This window comes from Janthinobacterium sp. BJB304, assembly GCF_002735765.1.
Taxonomy (GTDB): Bacteria; Pseudomonadota; Gammaproteobacteria; order Burkholderiales; family Burkholderiaceae_D; genus Janthinobacterium.
The window spans coordinates 212,725-218,724 of the sequence record NZ_PDZN01000011.1; the positions used below are offsets into that span (position 1 = coordinate 212,725).

Below are 6,000 nucleotides of genomic sequence, written 5' to 3' on the forward strand. Positions count from 1 at the left end.
ATGCTGTCTATCGGCGTGCGGCATGCGCAGTGTGGGCATCGCTTCGGGTAAAATCCCGTTATGAGAATCCTTATCAGTAACGACGACGGCTACCTGGCGCCTGGCCTGGCGGCCCTGGCCGACGCGCTCGCGCCCATTGCCGACATCGTGGTGGTGGCGCCCGACAGCAACCGTTCGGGCGCGTCCAATTCGCTGTCGCTGGACCGGCCCCTGTCCGTGCACAAGGCCGCCAACGGCTTTTATTTTGTCAACGGCACGCCCACCGATTGCGTGCACGTGGCGCTGACGGGCATGCTCATCGAACGTCCCGACCTGGTGGTGTCCGGTATCAACAACGGCCCCAACATGGGCGACGACACCCTGTACTCGGGCACCGTGGCGGCGGCCACGGAAGGCTATCTGTTCGGCATTCCCGCCATCGCCTTTTCCCAGTCGCAGTTCGGCTGGGCCAATCTGGACGCGGCTGCCCGCGTGGCGCGGGAAATCGTCGAGCGCCAGTTCGACGCCCTGCAGAAACCGTATTTGCTGAACGTGAATATTCCCGCCATTCCTTACGAGCAATTGCAAGGCATGGCGGCCACGCGCCTGGGCAAGCGCCATTCGGCCGAGCCCGTCATCCGCGCGCTCGACCCGCGTGGCCGTGAAATCTTCTGGATCGGCCCCGCCGGCGCGGCCAAGGAAGGCGGTCCGGGCACGGACTTCCATGCTGTTGAACATGGACAAGTATCGATCACGCCGCTGCAGATCGACCTGACTCATACCACCCAACTCGATGCACTGGCAAAAGGCCTGGCATGACCGCTCACTATGACTGACAAGCCGCGTACCTTCCCCCTTTCCCTCGATTCGCTGGCCGGCAAGCCCGCCAGGCAGGGCGGGGGGCAGTCGCTGGCCCAGTCCAGGATCGCCACGCCGCAGACGGCCACGCAGAATGCGGCGCAAAACGCGGCGCGCGGCGTGGCGCAGCCGTATGGCGCGCACGCGGCCATCGCGCCATCGCGCGCGCAAGCCATCGCCAATGAGCGGGCGCAGCCGGCCGTGGTGTCGCCGCCGCGGCAAAACCCGCTCGTCTCGGAGGCCGTGCGCCGGGCCATGGTGGCCCGCGTGGCGAAGCAGGGCGTCAAGGACCAGCTGGTGCTCGACGCCCTGCAAGCCGTGCCGCGCCACCTGTTTATGGACGAGGCGCTGGCGTCGCAAGCCTACATCGACGCCTCCTTGCCCATCGGCCACCACCAGACCATCTCGCAGCCGTATATCGTCGCGCGCATGATCGAGGTGATGCGCCAGGGCGGCAGCTTGCAGCGCGTGCTGGAAATCGGTACGGGTTGCGGCTACCAGGCGGCGGTGCTGTCGCTGGTGGCGAAGGAGGTGTATTCGATCGAGCGCATCCGGCCCTTGCACGAGCTGGCGAAGGCCAATCTGCGCCCGCTGCGCGTGTCAAATCTGCGCTTGCAGTACGGAGATGGTATGCTTGGCCTGCCGCAGGCGGCGCCCTTCGACGGGATCATCCTTGCCGCAGCCGGCCTGGAAGTCCCGCAAGCCTTGCTGGAACAGCTGGCGCCCGGCGGGCGTCTGGTTGCGCCGGTGGGGGCTAAATTGCAACACTTACAACTCATTACCCGGGTGGGGAAAATGGAATGGACTAGCCAAACCCTGGAAGATTGCCATTTCGTGCCTTTGCGCCCGGGCACCATATGATCCCCGGATCAGCTAGCAAGCAGGACATATAATTACATGCGAATGATTAAGAAAAGTAACCTACTTCTATGTAGCATCACCTTGGCCGCGCTGTTGAGCGGTTGCGGCACGACGGGCGTCCAGGCACCCGTCGTTGAGCGCCATCCATCGAGCAGCAGTGCCGCCGCCAGCGATCCGCGCGACCGCGACCCGGCCTATTACACGGTCAAGCGCGGCGATACCCTGTTGCGCATCGCTCTCGAGCACGGCCAGAATTACCGCGACCTGGTGGCCTGGAACGACTTGAGCAACCCGAACGACATCAAGGTCGACCAGGTATTGCGCGTGCTGCCGCCGACTGGCGACACGGGCGGCGCGCAGACGTCGGCCGTCGTGATGCCGCCGTCGACGGAAATCAAGCCGGCCGCGCCTGCCGTGCCGAAGAAAACGGGCCCGCGCGGCGAGAAGCGCGCGTATTCCGACGCCACCCTGGCCGAGCTGCGCGCCGATGGCGGCACCGGCGACGCCAAGCCGGCGCCCGCGCCGGCGGCAACTGTCGCCGCCGCACCGGCCGCCGCCGCTGCAGCCCCTGCCGCATCGGCGCCTGGCGACGACAGGATCAGCTGGATGTGGCCTTCCGAAGGCAAGGTCATCGGCACTTTTGACGAAGGCAAGAACAAGGGCGTCGATATCGCCGGCAAGGCGGGCCAGCAAGTGGTGGCCGCAGGCGCGGGAAAAGTCATGTATGCCGGGAGCGGAATCCGTGGTTATGGTAATCTTGTCATCGTGAAGCACAGTAATAGTTTATTGTCGGCATATGCGCATAACCGCAGCATCCTGGTGAAGGAAGGGCAGAACGTCAACAAAGGCCAGGCCATCGCTGAAATGGGCGACTCCGATGCCGACCGCGTGAAGCTGCACTTTGAAATCCGCCAGCAGGGCAAGCCTGTCGACCCTTCGAAATTCCTGCCTAACCGTTAGGTAAAGCAATGACACACGCGCCGCACGATCAGCTGGACGATGACCCGGAACTGCCGGAAGACGGGGCAGACGAAGTCGTGACGGACGATGCCGGCGAGCTCGACGGCATTGACGCCGTCGACGCGGGCGAGGGCGGCGAGGTGGCCAGCGTCAGCGTGGTGGTCGAAAGTGTCGATGAACTGAAAAAGGTGCTGGCGGCCGAGCTGTCGACCGATACCACGCAGCACTATCTGAACCAGATCGGCACGCGGCCGCTGCTGACGGCGGCGCAAGAAGTGCATTACGCCACCCTGGCCAAGCAGGGCAATTTCGAAGCCCGGCAAACCATGATCGAGCACAACCTGCGCCTCGTTGTGTCGATCGCCAAGCATTACATCAACCGCGGCGTGGTCCTGCTCGACATGATCGAGGAGGGCAACATCGGCCTGATGCGCGCCATCGACAAGTTCGAGCCCGAGCGCGGTTTCCGTTTCTCTACCTACGCCACCTGGTGGATACGCCAGAGCATCGAGCGCGCCATCATGAACCAGGCGCGCACGGTGCGCCTGCCCGTGCACATGGTGCGCGAACTGAATCAAATCTTGCGCGGCAAATATCATCTGGAAGCCCAGCACCACGACGGCAAGGATGCCACTGCGGAAGATATCGCTCACCTCGTGGGCCGTCCCGTGGAAGAGGTGCAGGATATCCTGGCCCTGTCCGAGCACGCCACATCGCTCGACGCGCCGCTCGACAACGATCCGCAGTCGTCGCTGATGGACATGTTGCCCGGCGCCAGCGAAGACAGCCCCGACGCGCGCGCGGAACACCATGAAATGACGGTGCTGGTGCGCGACTGGCTGACCAAGCTGCCCGACAAGCAGCGCGTCGTCATCATGCGCCGTTTCGGCCTCGACAACGACGATCCGGCCACCCTGGAAACCCTGGCCGAGGAAATGGGCGTGACGCGCGAGCGCGTGCGCCAGATCCAGCAGGAAGCCTTGATTAAACTCAAACGGGCCATGGCGGCACGCGGCGTCGTACGCGACTCGCTGCTGTAGCGTGTCCGATAAAACGCACATGGCGGCGTTGCAATGCCTCGCCGTACTGGCGTACTGTCTTCGGCAATGCGCCTTGCCCTGTACATTTTCTCAGGCACGCTAAATCGGCGCAACTGTGCTGCGGACTTAAGCTAGTCGGCATCTGCTATCATACGCCCCGCTCGCGGCGCCTGACCTTTCCCCCAATTGTTTGCAAGTTCCAGCGCGGCCTTGCGTCCTGGCCCACTCTTACCTATTGATCGCTATGCAAGAAAATATCATCGAAATCAAATCGCTCGACATGGACGCCCGTGGCGTTGGCCATATTGAGAACGAAGACGGCTCGCCGGGCAAGGTCGTGTTTGTCGAAGGCGCGCTGCCGGGCGAGCGCGTCAGCTTTGTGACGTTCAAGAAGAAGAAAAACTGGGAAATGGCCCGCATGACGGCGCTGCACCGCGAATCGTCCATGCGCGTCACGCCCAAGTGCAAGCATTTCGACAATTGCGGCGGCTGCTCGATGCAGCACCTGGAACCGTCGGCGCAGGTGGCGATCAAGCAGCGCGTGCTGGAAGACAACCTGTGGCATATCGGCAAGGTACGTCCGCAAAGCATCATGCGCCCCATGTATGGTCCGACCTGGGGCTACCGCTACCGCGCGCGCCTGTCCGTGCGCCACGTCAAGAAGAAAGATGCCGTGCTGGTGGGCTTCCATGAAAAGAAATCGGCGTTTGTTGCCGACATGGATAGCTGCGAAATCTTGCCGCCGCACATCTCGGCCATGCTGCTGCCGCTGCGCGGCTTGATTGCGTCGCTGTCGATCTTCGACCAGATGCCGCAGATCGAGCTGGCTGTCGGCGAAGACGTGACCGCCATGGTCTTGCGCATCATGGCGCCGTTGACGGCGGACGATGAAACGAAATTGAAGGCTTTTGCCGACGAGTACGGCGTGCAATGGTGGCTGCAGGTGAAAGGCCCGGAAACGGCCGTGCCGTTCTATCCGCTAGACAAGCAATTGCACTACCTGCTGCCGGAATTTGGCGTCAAGATGCCGTTCAAGCCCGTCGATTTCACGCAAGTGAACCACCACATCAACCGCGTGCTGGTGTCGAAAGCCCTGCGCCTCCTGGAAGTGCAGCCGACCGACCGCGTGGCCGACCTGTTCTGCGGCCTGGGCAATTTTACTTTGCCGCTGGCCACGCAAGGCAGCGAAGTGGTCGGTATTGAAGGCAGCACCACCCTGACGGAGCGGGCGCTGGAAAACGCGCTGGCCAATGGCCTGGCGGAAAAAACCTCGTTCTCGACGCGTAACCTGTTCGAAGTGACGACGGACGACCTGATCGCGCTGGGCCGTTTTGATCGCATCCTCGTCGACCCGCCGCGCGACGGCGCCATGGCCCTGTGCCAGGCACTGGTCGGCCTGTCGCAAGTGCGTCCGGACCTGCTGCCCAAGCGCATCGTATACGTGTCGTGCAGCCCGTCGACCCTGGCGCGCGACGCCGGCATCCTGGCGCTGGAAGCGGGTTATGTATTGAGCAAGGCGGGCGTGGTGAATATGTTCCCGCATACCTCGCACGTGGAATCCATGGCAGTGTTTGATTTGCCTCAATAATTCTGCCTGGCTCGGCGGGTGGTTTTGCAGGCACCCGCCGCTGCCGTATTCAACGGCGTAGCAAGCAACAGCAATACCACTTACAGCGTATTAAAAAACTGGTCTGTCTTTTCCCGATCCAGCGTCTTTTTTCATCCTCCCTCTGCCGTTTTTTGATTGTCCAGTAGGACAACACGCCGTTCGCATAAGCCGCTGCGCTTTCTGCGCGAAGTGGTATTGCCCACTTCGAGGCCACTTCAAAACCACTTGACCGCCTATTTTTTCAGCAGCATGCTGTTCTTGCAACTGCAGAAAAACAAAATCACAGGGTAGCTTTTTATCGAAGCAGAGTGGTATTTCCGCAAACCTGAACAGGAGACAGCGTGGAAAATTTAATACTCAAAAAAACGATCAGGAATATGATGATATGTCTGGCCAGCGGTGGCGTGCTGGCGGCTTGCGGCGGTGGCGGCGACGCCAGCGCGCCGGCTGGCTCGCAATTGCTGGCGGCCAGCACGGTGGTCGCCTGCGTGCCGTGGCAAGAGGGCGGCACGTATAACGCGGGCACGGTGGTCACTTACCTGGGCGCCAATTATACGGCCCTGGTGACGCAGACCGACCACGTGGGCTCGGGCTGGAACCCCGTTTCCACGCCTAGCCTGTGGAGTGCGGGCGGCACGTGCGATGGCGGAACTACGCCAACTCCTACGCCGACCCCGACACCGACTCCCACAC

General features: G+C 62.4%; 6 protein-coding genes. All 6 read left to right on the forward strand.

What is annotated here, in order from left to right; translation table 11 throughout:
- The first annotated feature begins 60 nt into the window (after window positions 1–60).
- On the forward strand, window positions 61–798 hold the full coding sequence (gene surE, locus CSQ95_RS15345) for a 5'/3'-nucleotidase SurE (protein ID WP_070290596.1): 738 nt from the start codon (window positions 61–63) through the stop codon (window positions 796–798).
- A gap of 9 nt (window positions 799–807) precedes the next feature.
- The gene (locus tag CSQ95_RS15350; protein ID WP_099410111.1) at window positions 808–1,698 is read left to right on the forward strand and encodes a protein-L-isoaspartate(D-aspartate) O-methyltransferase; all 891 of its coding nucleotides are present in this window, start codon (window positions 808–810) and stop codon (window positions 1,696–1,698) included.
- 42 nt (window positions 1,699–1,740) lie between these two features.
- Window positions 1,741–2,658 (forward strand): peptidoglycan DD-metalloendopeptidase family protein, encoded by a 918-nt coding sequence (locus CSQ95_RS15355; protein WP_099410112.1) that lies wholly within the window; start codon window positions 1,741–1,743, stop codon window positions 2,656–2,658.
- An 8-nt stretch (window positions 2,659–2,666) separates the two neighbouring features.
- On the forward strand, window positions 2,667–3,698 hold the full coding sequence (rpoS, locus tag CSQ95_RS15360) for an RNA polymerase sigma factor RpoS (RefSeq protein ID WP_070223369.1): 1,032 nt from the start codon (window positions 2,667–2,669) through the stop codon (window positions 3,696–3,698).
- A gap of 244 nt (window positions 3,699–3,942) precedes the next feature.
- Window positions 3,943–5,286, forward strand: coding sequence for a 23S rRNA (uracil(1939)-C(5))-methyltransferase RlmD (gene rlmD / locus CSQ95_RS15365; protein ID WP_099380785.1), 1,344 nt, complete (start codon window positions 3,943–3,945; stop codon window positions 5,284–5,286).
- Window positions 5,287–5,684: 398 nt separating this feature from the next.
- Window positions 5,685–6,000: carbohydrate-binding protein (locus CSQ95_RS15370; RefSeq protein WP_373632071.1), on the forward strand; the 316-nt coding region annotated here is incomplete at its 3' end.

Coding starts and splice junctions, on each gene's coding strand:
- surE (WP_070290596.1), top strand. CDS start 61: ATGAGAATCCTTATCAGTAACGACGACGGCTACCTGGCGCCTGGCCTG.
- CSQ95_RS15350 (WP_099410111.1), top strand. CDS start 808: ATGACTGACAAGCCGCGTACCTTCCCCCTTTCCCTCGATTCGCTGGCC.
- CSQ95_RS15355 (WP_099410112.1), top strand. CDS start 1,741: ATGATTAAGAAAAGTAACCTACTTCTATGTAGCATCACCTTGGCCGCG.
- rpoS (WP_070223369.1), top strand. CDS start 2,667: ATGACACACGCGCCGCACGATCAGCTGGACGATGACCCGGAACTGCCG.
- rlmD (WP_099380785.1), top strand. CDS start 3,943: ATGCAAGAAAATATCATCGAAATCAAATCGCTCGACATGGACGCCCGT.